The organism is Streptomyces tauricus, from assembly GCF_014650955.1.
GTDB classification, from domain to species: domain Bacteria; phylum Actinomycetota; class Actinomycetes; order Streptomycetales; family Streptomycetaceae; genus Streptomyces; species Streptomyces tauricus.
This window is the reverse complement of sequence record NZ_BMVY01000023.1, coordinates 86,307-102,151: the sequence shown is the minus strand read 5'-3', so window position 1 is coordinate 102,151 and position 15,845 is coordinate 86,307. Positions and strand designations below refer to the sequence as shown.

The 15,845-nt window shown below is 71.8% G+C and carries 16 protein-coding genes; 5 read left to right on the top strand and 11 right to left on the bottom strand.

Annotated elements, in window-relative coordinates:
- Positions 1-122: 122 nt before the first annotated feature.
- The 3 genes from IE278_RS28700 to IE278_RS28690 are packed head-to-tail and all read left to right on the top strand — an operon-like array spanning position 123 to position 4,184.
- The gene (locus IE278_RS28700; RefSeq protein WP_373312103.1) at positions 123-938 is read left to right on the top strand and encodes a carbohydrate ABC transporter permease; all 816 of its coding nucleotides are present in this window, start codon (positions 123-125) and stop codon (positions 936-938) included.
- Between the two features lie 4 nt (positions 939-942).
- Positions 943-1,860, top strand: a complete 918-nt coding sequence (locus tag IE278_RS28695) for a carbohydrate ABC transporter permease (protein ID WP_189776154.1) — start codon at positions 943-945, stop codon at positions 1,858-1,860.
- 26 nt (positions 1,861-1,886) lie between these two features.
- Entirely contained in the window at positions 1,887-4,184 is a 2,298-nt protein-coding gene (locus tag IE278_RS28690; protein WP_189776153.1) for a beta-xylosidase/alpha-l-arabinosidase, read from the top strand.
- A 121-nt stretch (positions 4,185-4,305) separates the two neighbouring features.
- Here IE278_RS28690 and IE278_RS42495 read toward each other — a convergent pair whose 3' ends face one another.
- The 4 genes from IE278_RS42495 to tsaB are packed head-to-tail and all read right to left on the bottom strand — an operon-like array spanning position 4,306 to position 6,824.
- Complete coding sequence (locus IE278_RS42495; RefSeq protein ID WP_246570773.1) at positions 4,306-4,560, bottom strand: hypothetical protein; 255 nt, start codon at positions 4,558-4,560, stop codon at positions 4,306-4,308.
- Entirely contained in the window at positions 4,557-5,678 is a 1,122-nt protein-coding gene (tsaD, locus tag IE278_RS28685; protein ID WP_189776152.1) for a tRNA (adenosine(37)-N6)-threonylcarbamoyltransferase complex transferase subunit TsaD, read from the bottom strand. The genes IE278_RS42495 and tsaD overlap by 4 nt, the downstream gene beginning before the upstream one ends.
- The gene (gene rimI / locus IE278_RS28680) at positions 5,671-6,144 is read right to left on the bottom strand and encodes a ribosomal protein S18-alanine N-acetyltransferase (protein WP_189776192.1); all 474 of its coding nucleotides are present in this window, start codon (positions 6,142-6,144) and stop codon (positions 5,671-5,673) included. The genes tsaD and rimI overlap by 8 nt, the downstream gene beginning before the upstream one ends.
- Positions 6,145-6,164: 20 nt before the next feature.
- Positions 6,165-6,824 carry a tRNA (adenosine(37)-N6)-threonylcarbamoyltransferase complex dimerization subunit type 1 TsaB gene (gene tsaB / locus IE278_RS28675; protein WP_189776151.1) on the bottom strand — a complete coding sequence of 220 codons (660 nt, stop codon included), beginning with the start codon at positions 6,822-6,824 and terminating at the stop codon, positions 6,165-6,167.
- 127 nt (positions 6,825-6,951) lie between these two features.
- Between tsaB and IE278_RS28670 the strand changes: the two genes are divergently transcribed.
- The gene (locus tag IE278_RS28670) at positions 6,952-7,506 is read left to right on the top strand and encodes a hypothetical protein (RefSeq protein ID WP_189776191.1); all 555 of its coding nucleotides are present in this window, start codon (positions 6,952-6,954) and stop codon (positions 7,504-7,506) included.
- A gap of 589 nt (positions 7,507-8,095) precedes the next feature.
- On the opposite strand, the gene tsaE is transcribed toward IE278_RS28670, so the two are convergent.
- From tsaE to IE278_RS28635, 7 genes are all read right to left on the bottom strand, one after another.
- The gene (tsaE, locus tag IE278_RS28665; RefSeq protein WP_189776150.1) at positions 8,096-8,623 is read right to left on the bottom strand and encodes a tRNA (adenosine(37)-N6)-threonylcarbamoyltransferase complex ATPase subunit type 1 TsaE; all 528 of its coding nucleotides are present in this window, start codon (positions 8,621-8,623) and stop codon (positions 8,096-8,098) included.
- The gene (locus IE278_RS28660; protein WP_189776149.1) at positions 8,589-9,842 is read right to left on the bottom strand and encodes an alpha/beta fold hydrolase; all 1,254 of its coding nucleotides are present in this window, start codon (positions 9,840-9,842) and stop codon (positions 8,589-8,591) included. The genes tsaE and IE278_RS28660 overlap by 35 nt, the downstream gene beginning before the upstream one ends.
- A 72-nt stretch (positions 9,843-9,914) precedes the next feature.
- A complete protein-coding gene (gene alr, locus IE278_RS28655) occupies positions 9,915-11,054 on the bottom strand; it encodes an alanine racemase (RefSeq protein ID WP_189776148.1) in 1,140 nt (379 codons plus the stop codon).
- Positions 11,055-11,142: 88 nt separating this feature from the next.
- Positions 11,143-12,060, bottom strand: a complete 918-nt coding sequence (locus tag IE278_RS28650; RefSeq protein WP_189776147.1) for a L,D-transpeptidase family protein — start codon at positions 12,058-12,060, stop codon at positions 11,143-11,145.
- Between the two features lie 153 nt (positions 12,061-12,213).
- The gene (locus IE278_RS28645; protein WP_189776146.1) at positions 12,214-13,647 is read right to left on the bottom strand and encodes an NAD(P)H-hydrate dehydratase; all 1,434 of its coding nucleotides are present in this window, start codon (positions 13,645-13,647) and stop codon (positions 12,214-12,216) included.
- 250 nt (positions 13,648-13,897) lie between these two features.
- Complete coding sequence (locus IE278_RS28640) at positions 13,898-14,269, bottom strand: holo-ACP synthase (RefSeq protein WP_189776145.1); 372 nt, start codon at positions 14,267-14,269, stop codon at positions 13,898-13,900.
- 61 nt (positions 14,270-14,330) lie between these two features.
- Positions 14,331-14,753 (bottom strand): ATP-binding protein, encoded by a 423-nt coding sequence (locus tag IE278_RS28635; protein ID WP_189776144.1) that lies wholly within the window; start codon positions 14,751-14,753, stop codon positions 14,331-14,333.
- A gap of 235 nt (positions 14,754-14,988) precedes the next feature.
- Between IE278_RS28635 and IE278_RS28630 the strand changes: the two genes are divergently transcribed.
- Positions 14,989-15,840 carry a helix-turn-helix domain-containing protein gene (locus IE278_RS28630; protein ID WP_189776143.1) on the top strand — a complete coding sequence of 284 codons (852 nt, stop codon included), beginning with the start codon at positions 14,989-14,991 and terminating at the stop codon, positions 15,838-15,840.
- Positions 15,841-15,845: the final 5 nt, after the last annotated feature.

The window sequence follows — 15,845 nt, the reverse complement described above, 5'->3', positions numbered from 1 at the left end:
CCACCCCCACCAAGGCCCCGGTGGGAAGCCCGGTCGCGCAGCGCGGCGGTCCCGAGGTGCCCCCGAGGCCGCACAAGCGGTCCGGGGCGGCCACGGCCGGCCGGCCGCACGCCGCCTGGGCACTGCCCGGTGTTCTCTTCTTCGCGTTCTTCGCCGTGGTCCCGATGGGACTTGCCTTCTATCTCTCCTTCACCAGCTGGGACGGCCTGGGCGACCCGACGCCCGTCGGCCTCGACAACTGGCGCAAGCTGATCGACGACGACCGGATGGTCCAGTCCCTGTGGCTGACGGTCCTGCTGACGGCGGCCAGCTGGGTCTTCCAGACGGTGATCGCGCTGCTGCTCGGTGTCTGGGCGGCGGGCCGCCAGCGCAACCGGGCGGTGCTGTCCGCGATCTTCTTCGTCCCGTTCCTGCTGTCGTCCACCGCGATCGCGCTGCTCTTCTACGCCCTGCTCGATCCGAACTTCGGCATCATCCAGGAGAACATCCTCGGCTCCTCCAGCGGCGCGTTCCTCGCCATCGTCTTTGTCGGCGGCTGGCAGTTCATCCCCTTCCACACCCTGATCTACCAGGGCGGCGCCCGGCAGATACCCGAGGTCCTCTACCAGGCCGCGGCGATCGACGGGGCGGGCCGCTACCGCCAGTTCTTCTCGATCACGCTGCCCCAGCTGCGCCACACCGTCACGACGTCCACGGTCCTGATGGTCGTCGGCTCGCTCACGTACTTCGAGACCGTGCTGATCCTCACCAAGGGCGGCCCGGGCACCGACACCGCGATCCTGCCGTACCTGATGTACGAGGCCGGCTTCAAGAGCTACGACTTCGGCTACGCGAGCGCCATCGCGTCCTTCCTGGTGCTGGTCGCCACCGGACTGTCCCTGATCCTCGTGCGGCTGACCGGCTTCGGCGGCATGCGCAGTACCCGCGAAGGGATGTGACGGAGTGTCCCGCGATACGTTGCCGCGCCCCGGCACCCGTCCACGCCCGAAGGGCGAGAAGCACGACACGCAGCCACCACCCGCCGCCCGCCGCCGCAGGCACTGGTCGAAACGCCCCAACCCCCTCGCGGGTCTGGGCGCGGTCATCTGGCTCGCGATCGTCATCGTCCCGATCTACGCGATGCTGTCGGCCTCGCTCACCAGCCAGGACAAGGCACTCACCGGCAACCCGCTGACCCCGCCGACGAGTCCGACGCTCGACAACTACAACACCGTGCTGAACAGCGGCTTCGGCCATCTCCTGGCCAACACGGCGATCGTGGCCGTCGCGGTCGTGGCCATCGTCCTCTGCCTCTCCGTCCCGCTCGCGTACGTCGCCGTCCGCACCCGCACCCGCTGGTCGGGCCTGGCCTTCCGGCTGTTCCTCCTCGGTGTCGCGATCCCGGCCCAGGCGGTCGTGGTCCCCCTCTACCTCCTGATCGCCAAGCTCGACCTGTACGACAGCCTGCCGGCGGTCATCCTGCCGACGGCGGCCTTCGCGATGCCGGTCTCGGTACTGGTCCTGGTGGGCACCCTGCGGGACGTCTCGGAGGAGCTGTACGAGGCGATGGCCCTGGACGGCGCCTCACCGCAGCGCATGCTGTTCCAGCTGGCGATCCCGATGGCCAAGGGCGGTATCAGCACGGTCGTCATCTACGCGGCGCTGCAGGCCTGGAACGGCTTCCTCTTCCCGCTGATCTTCACCCAGTCCGACGAGCCGCGGGTCCTGACCCTCGGCCTGTTCAACTACGTCAGCCAGTTCGGCGTCAACATCCCCGCGCTGCTGGCCTCGGTCGTCCTCTCCGGCGTCCCGATCTTCGCCGTCTACCTGGTGGCCCGCCGCGCGCTGGTCGGCGGCCTGATGGGCGTGGGCGGAAAGTGAACCCACTCGACTCTGACAGGAGTTCCATGACCAACGCCCCGTGGCGTGATCCCGCGCTGCCCGCCGAGGCCCGGGTCGACGACCTGCTCGCCCGGATGACCCTGGAGGAGAAGACCGCCCAGCTGTACGGCGTGTGGGTGGGAGCCGCCACGGACGGCGGCGGGGTCGCCCCGCACCAGGACGAGATGACCTCGGACTTCGACTGGGACGAGCTGATCACCCACGGTCTGGGCCAGCTCACCCGCTCGTTCGGTACGGCCCCCGTGGACCCCGCGCTGGGCGCGCAGGCACTGGCCCGCGCCCAGCGCCGGATCAGCGAGGCCGGCCGCTTCGGCATCCCGGCGGTCGCCCACGAGGAGTGCCTGGCGGGCTTCACGGCCTGGGGCGCCACCGCGTACCCGGTCCCACTCGCCTGGGGCGCCACGTTCGACCCTTCCCTGGTCGAGGAGATGGCCCACCGGATCGGCCGGGACCTCGCCTCCGTCGGCGTCCACCAGGGCCTCGCCCCGGTCCTGGACGTCGTACGGGATCCGCGGTGGGGCAGGGTCGAGGAGACCATCGGTGAGGACCCCTACCTCGTCGGCACGATCGGCGCGGCCTACGTCCGCGGCCTGGAGTCCGCGGGGATCGTCGCCACGCTCAAGCACTTCGCGGGGTACGCGTCCTCCGCGGGCGCCCGCAACCTCGCTCCGGTACGGGCCGGCGTGCGCGAGTTCGCCGACATCACGCTGCCCCCGTTCGAGTTCGCGCTGCGCGAGGGCGGGGCCCGCTCGGTGATGGCCGCGTACACGGACACGGACGGCGTGCCCGCCACCGCGGACCCGTACCTGCTGACCGAACTCCTGCGTGAGCGTTGGGACTTCACCGGCACGGTCGTCAGCGACTACTTCGGCGTCGGTTTCCTCAAGACCCTGCACCGGGTCGCGGGCACCGAGGCGCAGGCCGCGCACGCGGCCCTGGCGGCGGGCGTGGACGTCGAACTGCCGACGGTCCACTGCAACGGCGACCCGCTGGTGGAGGCGGTACGGGCCGGGGAGATCCCCGAGTCCCTGGTGGACCGGGCGGCGGCCAGGGTCCTGCGCCAGAAGTGCGCGCTGGGCCTGCTGGACGAGGACTGGACGCCGGAGCCCACGGGCCCCGTCGACCTCGACTCGACCGCGAACCGCGTGCTGGCCCGCCGCCTGGCCGAGGAATCCGTCGTCCTGCTCTCCAACCCGGAGGGCCTGCTCCCGCTGGCCCCCGACACCCGCATCGCCGTGGTCGGCCCGCGGGCCTCGGACGCCCTGGCCATGCTGGGCTGCTACTCGTTCCCGTCGCACGTGGGCGTCAACCACCCGGCCCTGCCGATGGGCATCGAGATCCCCACGCTCCTGGAGTCCCTGCGCACGGAACTCCCGGACGCGAAGATCACCTTCACCGAGGGCTGCGACACCACCGACCCGGACACCTCCGGCTTCGAGGAGGCCGTCGCACGCTCCACCGAGGCGGATGTCTGCGTGGCGGTGCTCGGCGACCGGGCGGGCCTCTTCGGCCGGGGCACGTCGGGCGAGGGCTGCGATGTGGCGGACCTGCAACTGCCCGGCGTGCAGGCCCAGTTGCTGGACGCCCTGACCGCCACGGACACCCCCGTCGTCCTGATCCTGCTCACCGGCCGCCCGTACGCGCTCGGCCGCTGGCACGACCGGCTGGCCGCCACGGTCCAGGCGTTCTTCCCCGGCGAGGAGGGCGGCCCGGCGGTCGCGGGCGTCCTGTCGGGCCGGGTGAACCCCTCGGGCCGACTCCCGGTGAGCATCCCCCAGACCCCCGGCGGCCAGCCATGGACGTACCTACAGCCTCCCCTGGGCCTGGCAGGAGAGGTGAGCAACCTCGACCCGACCCCACTCCACCCCTTCGGCCACGGCCTGGGCTACACGGACTTCACCTGGGAGAACACGGAGGACGTGTACGCGGAGACGACCACGGACGAGGGGCACGACGTCTCGGTCACGATCCGCAACACGGGCCCGCGCGAAGGCACGGAGGTCGTCCAGTTGTACCTGCACGACCCGGTGGCGTCCGTGACCCGCCCCGACGTACGCCTGATCGGCTACCACCGCCTGACCCTGAGCCCCGGAGAGGCCCGCCAGGTCACCTTCCACTTCCACCCGGACCTGTCGGCGTTCACCAACGCCAGGGGCCAACGCGTGGTGGAACCGGGCGCCCTGGAACTCCGAGTATCCAAATCCAGCACGACAACCGCCCACACAACCCACCTGACCCTGAAAGGCCAGGAACGCCAACCGGGCCCATCCCGCCACCTGACATGCAGAACAACGGCCGTCTAGGGGCACGGGGAACAGCGCAATCTTTCCGCTTTTAGGGGCGCGGGGAACGGCGCAGTCTTTTAGGGGCGCGGGGAACGGCGCAGTCTTTCCACTCTTGGGGGCGCGGGGAACGGCGCAATCGTCAACCGTCGACGGACTCGAACCTCCACCGATGAACGGCCCGAGCAACCAACCCCCCAGCCGGCTCCGGAAGCTCAGGAAGCGCGTCGTCATACGCGGCATCCCACCACGTAATGACAAGCACCCGCTCCCCCGGAGCCCGCAGGACCTCCCGCCGCAGGGGCCGCGCCGGGAGGTCCTGCTCCCGCACCCACGCGAGCAGTTCCTCCCCCCGCCCCTCGACGGCCCGCGCCTCCCACATCAACGCCACACTCATGAGTACAGGTTGTCCTTACTGACCTCGTGCACGTGATCGTGGGAGTGGGAGTGCGCGCGCCCTCCGGCGTGGGAACGCCCCGGCACGTGCGGATCGGTCACGGGCAACGACGAGTCCGCCGACAGATCCCAGTCGGACGCGTCCCGCCCCCGAGCCACCATCTCCGCGCCCAGCGCGGCGACCATCGCCCCGTTGTCCGTACACAGCTTCGGCCGAGGCACCCGCAACGTGATCCCCGCCGCCTCGCACCGCTCCTGCGCGAGCACCCGCAACCGCGAGTTCGCGGCGACCCCGCCACCGATCATCAGATGGTCGACGCCTTCGTCACGACAGGCCCGTACGGCCTTACGGGTCAGGACGTCGACGACGGCCTCCTGGAAGGACGCGGCCACGTCACGCACCGGCACGTCCTCACCGGCCGCCCGCTTCGCCTCGATCCACCGGGCCACCGCGGTCTTCAGCCCGGAGAAGGAGAAGTCGTACGCGGCGTCACGCGGCCCGGTGAGCCCGCGCGGGAAGGAGATCGCGTTCGGGTCACCCTCCTTGGCGTACCGGTCGATGACGGGCCCGCCCGGGAAACCGAGGTTGAGAACGCGCGCGATCTTGTCGAAGGCCTCCCCCGCCGCGTCGTCGATGGTCGCGCCCATCGGCCGTACGTCGGACGTGATGTCCGAGGACAGCAGCAGCGAGGAGTGCCCGCCGGAGACGAGCAGCGCCATCGTCGGCTCGGGCAGCGGGCCGTGCTCCAACTGGTCCACGCAGATGTGGGACGCCAGATGGTTCACCCCGTACAACGGCTTCCCCAGCGCGTACGCGTACGCCTTCGCCGCCGAGACCCCGACGAGCAGCGCGCCCGCGAGCCCGGGCCCGGCGGTGACGGAGATGCCGTCGAGGTCCCGCGCGCTGACCCCGGCCTCCTTCAGCGCCCGCTCGATGGTCGGCACCATCGCTTCCAGGTGCGCCCGCGAGGCGACCTCCGGCACGACTCCGCCGAAGCGCGCGTGCTCGTCGACGCTGGAGGCGATGGCGTCGGCGAGCAGGGTCGTGCCCCGGACGATGCCGACGCCGGTCTCGTCGCAGGAGGTCTCGATGCCGAGGACGAGAGGTTCGTCAGCCATTGATCTCGGTTCCTTGTACGGATGTTGACGGGTCGTTGAGGCGCATCACGAGGGCGTCCACGTTCCCCGGCTGGTAGTAGCCGCGCCGGAAGCCGATCGGCTCGAAGCCGAAGCGTTCGTAGAGCTTCTGGGCGCGGATGTTGTCGACCCGGCATTCGAGCAGCACCTCGGCGCACTCGAAGGCGGTCGCGGCCCGCAGCAGTTCGGTCAGTATCAGCGCGCCGAGCCCGGTGCCCCAGTGCTCCCGGGCTACGGCGATGGTCTGGACGTCACCGGCGTCACCGGCGGCGGCGAGGCCCCCGTACCCGACGATCACCCCGCCGTCCTCCGCCACCACGTACCGCCGGGTCGCCTCGGGTCCTCGCGCGTGGGCCAGGTCGGACCAGAACATGCCCCGGGACCAGGCGTCCTCGGGGAAGAGGTCCTTCTCCAGTTCCAGTACGGGCTCGATGTCCCACCAGCGCATCTCGCGCAGCACCGCGGTCGTCACTTGGGGGTGACCACCTTGTAGTTCTTGGGCACCTGGGCGTCGGGCCGGCGCAGATAGAGCGGCCGGGGCGCTTCCAGTTCCTCGCCCGCCGCCAGCCGTTCGGCCGCCAGGGACGCGAGCGAGGCCGCCGACACGTGCTCGGGCTCGCGGGCGTCCGGGAAGGTGTCGGGGTAGAGCAGCGCGCCCGCGCCCACGGCGGGCAGCCCGCCGATGTCCAGCTCCCCGGGGCGGTCCACGGCGGGCTCGGTGAGGCGCGTACGGGCGTCGGCGTACCGCGCCCAGTAGACCTCCTTGCGCCGGGCGTCGGTGGCGACGACGAAGGGTCCCTCGATCCCCGCCTCACCCCCGGCGGCGTACGCGAGGCCGTCGAGGGTGCACAGCCCGTACACGGGGACGCCGAGCGCTAGCCCGAACGTGTCGGCGGTCATCAGGCCGACTCTGAGCCCGGTGTACGGGCCGGGGCCCACGCCGACGACGACGCCGGTGACGGCGTCGAGCCGCAGCCCGGCTTCGGTGAGGACCCGGTCGACGGCCGGCAGGAGCAGTTCCCCGTGCCGACGCGCGTCCACCTGGCTGTGGGCGGCGACGACGGACGTGCCGTCGTGCAGCGCGGCGGTGACTGCGGGGGTGGCGGTATCCAGAGCGAGCAAGAGCACGCGAACAGCCTACGGCGCCCGGACCCGGCGCACGGCCGCCTCAATCCGGCGGGTACCTGCTGCTAACGTCACACCGTCACAACACGGACAAATACCGTACAAGATCGTGCGAGAGGTGGGCACTCAGGTGATCCGGACCAGCTCGGGAATCGTGGCCGGGCTCACCGCGACGGCGCTCGCCGTGATCGGCTTCCTCACCTACCAGGCGTCGGCGTACGCGCCGGACGACCTGTCCGCCCCGCGGGCCGCCGAGCCCCTGCCCGCCACGGCGTCGAAGGCCCCGCGGGACAAGAACGACCCGACGGCCCTGCCCGCGGGCTCGGGCACCGGGCGTCGGGTCGTGTACTCGCTGGACGACGACCGGGTGTGGCTGGTCGACGAGGGCGACCGGGTCCGTCGGACGTTCCGGGTCAGCCCCGGTACGGTCGATCCGCTGCCCGCCGGGTACGCCGTCACGTCACGCTCCGGGACGATCGTCGGCTCCGACGGTGTGGCCGTGGAACACGTCGTGCGCTTCGCCAGCCAGGACGGCATCGCGATCGGTTTCAGCGCGGCGGTCGACGGGTCGGTGACGCCACCCGACTCCACGAGGAGGCTGGGCGGCATCCGCGAGCCGCGGGACGGCGGGGCGGCGATGTGGGACTTCGCCACGATCGGCACGAGGATCACGGTAATCAGGTAACCGTTTCAAACTCCCCCGCATACCCACCCACCCAAACAGCCCATGCAACCCCGCCCCCCAGCCGCCCCCTCAGGGGCGCGGGGAACGGCGCAATCTTTTCGCCTGTGGGGGCGCGGGGAACGGCGCAGGCTTTCGCCTTTAGGGGCGCGGGGAACGGCGCAGTCGTTTAGGGGCGCGGGGAACGGCGCAATACCTACGCCGCCCGCCGCCGCTCATCCCGCCCAGCCGCCACAGGCCGCGCAGGCCCCGGCGCAGACACAGACACCGGCGGAGCCGGCGGCTCCGACACAGCCCGCACAAACTTCCCCACCGCAAGCAACTCCCCCACCGAGACCCCACCGGACCTCGAAGGAACACGTTCCGACGCAGGCATCGCGGCCTCCTGAAGGGCTCCGGGAGCAGACATGGTTAGGTAGACCTAACCAACTCCTCCGCCCATGTGAACACGCCGAAGCGCCCGGGCGCAACATCTTCCCGACGCCATGTCGGAACGTTGGGGCGAACATACGAACCCGCCCCACGGTCGGCCACGAATCAGGCACGGGCCAGACGCGGATCAGGCACAGCTCACGCGCGGTTCACGCGCGGCTCACGCGGAGAGCACACCCAGATCCACAGACCCCCACCGCTCCCCCACACCCGTGACCACCACATGCCGCACCTCGTCCGTCGTATCGCCGACGGCCCGGTGGATCAGCAGGTGCAGCCGGTCGTCCGTCAGCTCCTCGACCTTCCCCTCGCCCCACTCCACGACGATCACGGAGTCGGAGAGGGACACGTCGAGATCGAGGTCCTCCATCTCGTCGAGCCCGCCGCCCAGGCGGTACGCGTCCACGTGGACGAGCGGCGGACCGTCCCCGAGGGAGGGGTGCACGCGGGCGATCACGAACGTCGGCGAGGTGACGGCGCCCCGGACCCCGAGCCCCTCGCCGAGCCCGCGCGTCATCGTGGTCTTGCCCGCGCCCAGTTCGCCGGTGAGCATCACAAGGTCGCCGGCCCGTAGCAGCTTGGCGAGCCTGCGGCCCAACTCCTGCATCTGCTCGGGCGAGTTGACGACGATCTCCGCGGTCACGGCACCGGGGTCACCCGGGTTGCGCGGTGCTGCTGGTGCTTCCATAGCCACCAACGGTAGCCCCTGCGGGCACGGCGCCGACGCGGGTGAGCAGGTCCGCGAGCCGGTCTATGACGACCTCCGGATGTTCCAGCATCACGAGGTGCCCGGCGTCCGGCACGAGCACCAGCTCGGCGTCCGGCAGCAGGTCGGCGATGGACTCGCTGTGCTCGCTCGGCGTCACGAGGTCCTTGACCCCGGCCAGTACGAGCACGGGCAGATCGGCGAAGTACGCGAGTGCCTCGGTCTTGTCGTGGTCGGTGAAGGCCGGGTAGAACTCGGCGACCACGTCGATCGGCGTGGCCTCGATCAGCCGCTCCGCGAACCGCGCGACCGCCGGGTCGATGTCCCTGGACGCGAACGAGTACCGCTTGATGATCCCCGCGAACAGGTCGGCGGTGGCCCGCCGCCCGCGCTCCACCAGCTCGGCCCGCTGCCCGAGCGCCTTCAGCACTCCGGGGAGTATCCGCCGCACCGCGTTGACACCCGCGACGGGCAGCCCGAAGTTGACCTCGCCGAGCCGCCCCGACGACGTACCGATCAGGGCCACGCCGACGACGCGGTCGCGGATCAGGTCGGGGAACTGGTCGGCCAGGGCCATCATCGTCATGCCGCCCATCGAGTGGCCGACGAGCACGAGCGGGCCCTCGGGCGCCGCCGCGTCGATGACGGCCTTCAGGTCCCGGCCCAGCTGGTCGATGGTGACGGGGTCGTCGTCCCGGACCTGGGCCACGCCCCGCCCGGAACGGCCGTGGCTGCGCTGGTCCCAGTGCACGGTCCGTACGACGCCGCGCAGCGCGGCCCGCTGGAAGTGCCAGGAGTCCTGGCTGAGGCAGTAGCCGTGGCTGAAGACGACGGTGACCGGTCGGGGTGACTTGCGGCCGAAGAGCCGGCGGCGGCGCGGGGCCAGCGCGGTGTCGCTCTCCACCTCGTCGACCTCGTAGTACAGCTCGGTGCCGTCGTCCGCGGCGGCCTTGCCCGGCATACCGCGCAGCGCCCCGTACGGACCGGCCGAGTCGAGGGCGAGGCGCGCCTTCCTGCGCATGCCGCGGCCGACCGTGAGCCGTTCTATGGCGACTCCGGCGGCGGCGCCCGCGGCGATCACGCCTATCGCGGTACCGGCGACACCGGTGGTCCTGCGCCAGTTCGCGGCCCCCGCCGCGGAGACGGCCGAGGCCGCGGCCGTGGCCGCTTCCACCGCTGCCTCCGCGCTGCTCTCGCTCACGAACCGCTCCTCTTCATCCGCTCGGGTTGCCGTGCCCTGCCGTGCTCCGCACTCATGCGGATACCCCGCTTGTTACTCGTTCACGTAGACGCGCGGTACGCGGGTTCCGATGCGGGTGACGATCTCGTACGCGATCGTGCCCGCGGCCCGGGCCCAGTCCTCGGCGGTCGGCTCGCCGTGGTCGCCGGGCCCGAAGAGGACCGCCCGGTCGCCGACCGGCGGTTCGTCGCCGCCGAGGTCGACCGCGAACTGGTCCATCGCGACCCGCCCCGCGACCGTCCGCCACTTGCCGCCCACCAGGACGGGCCCGGTGCCGGAGGCGTGGCGCGGGATGCCGTCCGCGTACCCGACGGGCACGAGGCCGAGGGTCGTGGCGCCGGCGGTGACGTAGTGGTGTCCGTAGCTGACGCCGTGGCCCGCCGGTACGTGCTTCACCAGTGCGAGTGACGCCCAGAGCGTCATCACGGGGCGCAGCCCGAGGTCGGCGGAGGTGCCCAGCTCGGGGCTCGGCGAGATGCCGTACGTGGCGATCCCGGTCCGTACGAGGTCGAAGTGCGACTCGGGCAGGGTGAGGGTGGCGGGCGAGTTGGCGATGTGCCGGACCTCCGGGCGCAGCCCCGCTCCCTCCGCGTGGGCCAGCATCTCGCGGAAGAGGGTGAGCTGGGCCTGGATGGAGGGGTGGCCCGGCTCGTCGGCGCAGGCGAAGTGGGACCACAGGCCGGTGACGGCGACCAGGCCCTCGGCCTCGGCCCGCCGTGCCTCGGCGACCAGATCGGCCCAGTCGGCGGGCTGGCAGCCGTTGCGCCCGAGACCGGTGTCGGCCTTGAGCTGCACGCGCGCGGTGCGGCCCGCCGCCCGCGCGGCCTCGACGGCCTCGCGCAGCGCCCACAGTCCGCTGATGCCCAGGTCCAGGTCGGCCTCGACGGCTTCCCGCCACGGCCCGCCCGGCGTCCACAGCCAGCACATGATCCGCCCCGGCAGTCCGGCCGCGCGCAGGGCGAGGGCCTCCTCGGGGGTGGCCGTGCCCAGCCAGGTCGCCCCCGCGTCCAGGGCCGCGCGGGCGCACGACACGGCCCCGTGTCCGTACGCGTCGGACTTGACCACCGTCATGACGGCGGCGGCCGGCGCCTGGGCGCGCAGGGTCCGCACATTGGCCCTCAGGGCGGCCAGATCGATCTCGGCGCGGGCACGCGCGGGTGCTGTCTCAGTCATCGCCGACCAGTGTCTCAGAGGGGTCCGACACCGCTCTCGGGCACCGGGCCCGGGTACGGGTCTCAGCTGCCGGTCTCAGTTGCCTGTCTCAGCTACCGGGCCTGCGGCCCCACACGTACACGCGGTCGCCCCTGTGGAGCCTGCTCCACAGGGTGCGGGCGTCGGCGAGTCGCATGTTGACGCAGCCGTGCGATCCGGGCGGGCTGTAGACGCTGCCGTAGATGGCGTGGAAGGCCTGGCCGCCGCTGAAGAACTGGCTGTACGGCATGGGGGTGTTGTACAGCGTCGACCAGTGGTTCTTGTGCTTCCAGTAGACCTTGAACCAGCCGGTCCTGGTCCGGTAGCCCGCCTTGCCGGTGCGGACGGGCACGGGCCCGAACACCACCCTCTTCCCCTTCTGCACCCACACCAGCTGCCGCCGCAGGTCGACACAGGCGACGCGACCGGCCCGTACGGGGCATCTCCCGGCCGCGTTCGGCTTCTTCGCGGCCGACAGGAGCCGCATCCGGCCCCAGGTCACGGGCCCGGCGAAACCGCTGTCGGGCCGGATGCCCTGCTCGCTCTGGAAGGCCCGGACGGCCCGGCAGTCCGCCGCCGACTGCTTCCCGTCCGCCGTGCGCCGCAGCCACCTTTCGACCTGCCGCTGGTGGGGCCCGGCGCGCCGGCTGCACGCCGTCACCCCGGCCTGCCGCGCGACGGCCTCGCTCAGCGGTACGTACTCGATCAGCGCGTCGCCGCCCTCGGCGGCGCGCGGCGGCTCGACGGCGTCCTCCGCGGCGGAGGGGGTGTAGACGTGCGGGGCGAGCACCTGGTCGGGGGTGTCCAGCTGCCAGGGCTGGTACGGACCCGGGTGCACGCCGGGCACGAGTTCGTGCTGCGGTGCGGGGGCGCCGGTGGCGGCGGGGCCGGGCGGTGGTGCCGCGACGGCGTCCGGCGCGAACAGCACGGCGACGAGGGCGAAGTGCGCGACCAGTACGGCGGCGGTTCTGCGACGGTGACGGACCATGGGCCCAGCGAAACCCGGGAGGGCGCCGAGCTGTGGTCAGCCGCGCGGCAGGGTCGCCCGTTGTGCCCTCAGTGCCGCTGTGCCCTCAGTGCCGCTGTGCCCTCAGTGCCGCTGTGCCCTCAGTGCCGCTGTGCCCTCAGTGCCGTTGTGCCCTCAGTCCATGACATCGCGCCAGGCCTCGCGTACCGCCTCGGCCACGTCGTGCGCCCCCACGGGCGCGCCGTCCGCGGCGAGCCGCCCGGCCAGCCCGTGGAGGTACGCGCCCACGCTGCCGGCGTCCGGCGCGTCGAGCCCGGCGGCGAGCAGTGACCCGGTCAGCCCGGACAGCACGTCGCCGCTGCCCGCGGTGGCCAGCCAGCCGGTCCCGGTGGAGTTCACCCGGACGGCCCCGCCGCCGGGGGAGGCGATGAGCGTCGTGGACCCCTTCAACAGCACGGTGGCCCGGTACCGCTCGGCAAGTTCTCGTACGGACGTGAGCCGTGCCCCCTCGACCTCCTCGCGCGGGACACCGAGCAGCGCGGCGGCCTCTCCGGCGTGCGGGGTGAGCAGGGTGGGCGCCCGCCGGGCCCGTACGGCGTCGCGGTCGGCGAGCCGCAGCCCGTCGGCGTCGACGAGTACGGGCACCTCCGCCCTGAGTACGGCCGCCACGACATCGCCGTCGTCCCCGGCGCCCGGGCCGACGACCCACGCCTGTACGCGTCCGGCCTGTTCGGGCGACCCCGTGGACACCAGCGTCTCGGGGAACCGCGCGATGACCGCGTCGCCCGCGGGCCCGACGTACCGTACGGCGCCGGCGCCGCCCCGCAGGGCACCGGACACTGCGAGCACGGCCGCGCCCGGATAGCGGGAGGACCCGGCGGCGATCCCCACGACCCCGCGCCGGTACTTGTCGCTCTCGGCGCCGGGCACGGGCAGCAGCGCGGCCACATCGGCGTGCTGCAACGCCTCCAGCTCCGCCTCACCGGGCAACGCGAGCCCGATGTCGACGAGGCGCACGGACCCGGCGTACTCCCGCGCGGGGTCGACGAGCAGACCCGGCTTGTGTGTTCCGAAGGTGACGGTCAGATCGGCGCGTACGGCGGCTCCGCGGACCTCGCCCGTGTCGGCGTCGACGCCGCTGGGCAGGTCGACGGCGACGACGGCGGCGCGGGTCTCGCCCAGCACGTCGACGAGCTTGGCGGCGTCGGGGCGCAGCCCGCCCTTGCCGCCGATCCCGACGATGCCGTCGACGACGAGATCGGCGCGCCGGAGGGGCTCCTCGGCCGCGTCCGTCCCTCGCACGACCCGCCCTCCGGCGCGCAGGAGGGCGGCGAGGCCGCCGGGGTGGGCGCGGTCGGGTACGAGCAGGACGGCTGTGACCCCGGCGCCGCGTTTCGCCAGCCGGGCACCGGCGTAGAGGGCGTCGCCCCCGTTGTCACCGCTGCCGACGAGCAGCACGATCCGGGTGCCGTAGACCCGCCCCAAAAACTCGGCGCAGGCGGCGACGAGCCCGGCCACGGCCCGCTGCATCAACGCCCCCTCAGGGAGCCGAGCCATCAACTCCTGCTCGGCAACCCGCACGGTCTCCACGCTGTAAGCAGTACGCATGAACCCGAGTCTCCCTCACGCCCCACATACCGGCAGCGGATTGCACACGCTGGACGCGCGCTCCCCAAGCCCCTGAGCCGACGACGACGGACGAGACTCCCCCAGGGGCGCGGGGAACGGCGCAATCTTTCGGTCTTTGCCCCTTAAGGGGCGCGGGGAACGGCGCAGCCTTCGCCCTTCAGGGGCGCGGGGAACGGCGCAACCAGCCACACCGCACCCGCAGCCCACGAACCCCACCCCCGCAGAGCGACTACCCCTCCGCCACCACCACCGCCGAGGCGACCCCCGCATCATGGCTGAGCGAAACATGCCAGGACACAACCCCAAGCTCAGCCGCCCGCGCGGCAACCGTCCCCGTGACCCGAAGCCGAGGCTGCCCACTCTCCTCCACAAACACCTCGGCATCGGTCCACCGAAGCCCCCCCGGCGCCCCCAACGCCTTGGCAAGCGCCTCCTTCGCAGCGAAGCGAGCGGCAAGAGAGGCAATCCCCCGCCGCTCCCCGCTGGGCAACAGCAACTCGCTCTCCAGGAACAGCCGCTCGGCCATCCCCGGCGTCCGCTCCAACGACGTAGCGAACCGCTCGATCTCGGCCACATCAATACCGACCCCGATGATGCTCATCAGGGCACCCTATGGCCCGCCCGCCGGCTACGGACTCGGCTCCTCTGTGGGAGTGCAGCGTTCACGCCGTCGAGGCCAGCTCGCACCACACGTACTTGCCGCCGTTGCCGTTGCTGGTCAGCGGGTGCCAGCCCCAGGTGTCGGCGCAGGACTTGACCAGGGCGAGCCCGCGCCCCTCCTCCGACAGGTCGAGCAAGTCACCCGCCAGGCACGGCGGTTCCGGCGGGCCCGGGTCCGCGTCCCACGCGCCGATCCGGAGCACGCCGGCCGACCAGCGCACACGGAGGGCGGCGGGCCCCTTGGTGTGCCGTACGGCGTTGCTCACCAGCTCGGTGGCGAGGAGTTCGGCGACGTCGACGTGGCGGATCAGGCCGTGCATGGTGAGGATCAGCCGAAGGGTGCGGCGGCTGACCGTGACGGCCCGGAGGTCGTTGGGGATGTAGAGGGAGTACTCCCAGGGCACGCCGGTCTCGAATTCAGGCATGCGTCAACTCCGGTTCGGTGGTGGGGTATCGGAGATCTGCGTCTGGCACGGGCGGTGGGCATGCCTCAGCCGTCCCGGCAGAACGGAGTGGTGCGCTTCCGGAGCCCCGCACATCTCGCAGCGTGCGCGTCGCGTCACTGAACGTAGACCTTAGATTTAAGCTTTAGCAACTGGATCCCGTAATCTGACTCCGAACGAGTCACAGCGACAGGCGCGTTGAACCAGGGAGCGGCCGATGGGCACCAAGCGCGAGCCAACAGCGCGACAGCTGCGCCTGGCGATCGAACTGCGCAGGCTCCGCGAGGCGGCAGGACTCAGCGCCCGCGAGGCGGGAGCGCTGCTCGGCGTGAACTCCGTCCAGATCAGCCAGATCGAGTTGGGCACGTCAGGCGTGAGCGAGAAACGCCTCCGCCGCCTCGCGTCCCACTACGCGTGCACGGACACCGAGTTCATCGACGCCTTGGTCGCGATGGCCACGGACCGTACACGCGGCTGGTGGGAGGAGTACCGGGGCCTACTGCCCACGTCGTTTCTGGATCTCTCCGAGCTGGATCACCATGCTCGGTGCCGACGCGACGTCGCCGTCCTGTTCGTCCCGGGGCCGCTTCAGACGGAGGCCTACGCCCGTGCGATCTTCTCCAACCGAGTTCCCGAACTCACTGACGAAGAGCGGGAGTTGCGCGTCCGCCACCGCATCAACCGCCGGGTGATCATCGAGGGCCCTGACGCCATCCCGTACGAACTGGTGATTCACGAAGCAGCACTACGCATCATCGTCGACGACCGCGCCGCCGCAAGGGCGCAACTCTCGCGGCTCCTCGACCTCTCGGAAGCCGATCACATCACGGTCCGCGTCCTGCCGTTCACCCTGGAAGGCTTCGCCAGAGCCGGAAGCACCATGACGTACGTCGGTGGCCCCGTCCCCAAACTCGACACCGTGGTGCGCGATGTACCCCACGGCTCGGTCTTCATCGATTCCGAAGCCATGCTCGGCGTCTTTCGAACGCGCTTCCGTAAGATTGAGGAGGTTGCACTCGCCCCCGACCGATCGCGTGACTTCATCCACGAACTGGCCAAAGAACTGTGAGGCAT